The organism is Vibrio sp. 10N.222.51.C5 (assembly GCF_041474575.1).
Lineage (GTDB): Bacteria > Pseudomonadota > Gammaproteobacteria > Enterobacterales > Vibrionaceae > Vibrio > Vibrio crassostreae_C.
Genome location: NZ_JBFRUJ010000133.1, coordinates 1 through 272, shown reverse-complemented (window position 1 = coordinate 272; position 272 = coordinate 1). Strand labels below are relative to the sequence as shown.

The window sequence follows — 272 nt, the reverse complement described above, 5'->3', positions numbered from 1 at the left end:
CAGCGGGCGTTTCGGCGGAGGTGAACGACTTCGAGCAAGGCACGAACAGTGGCGATTACCAGATGGTGATGACCGACGGTTACGGCTCGACAGCGGAAGCGACGGTGACCCTGAAAGAGAGCAACGTGGATGAGTCAGGCTCGTTCGGTGCGCAGACGGTGACGTACGCGGAAAACCAAGTGGCGGACGCGGTAGTGGGTACCTTGTCCGGCAGCGATCTGGATGGCGTGACCAAATACGAGTTCAAACACAGTGACGGCACCTTTAGCACC

At 59.2% G+C, this 272-nt stretch carries 1 protein-coding gene; it reads left to right on the top strand.

Annotated elements, in window-relative coordinates; genetic code table 11:
• On the top strand, positions 1 to 272 hold a 272-nt coding region (locus AB4558_RS21995; protein WP_372159110.1), incomplete at both ends, for a hypothetical protein.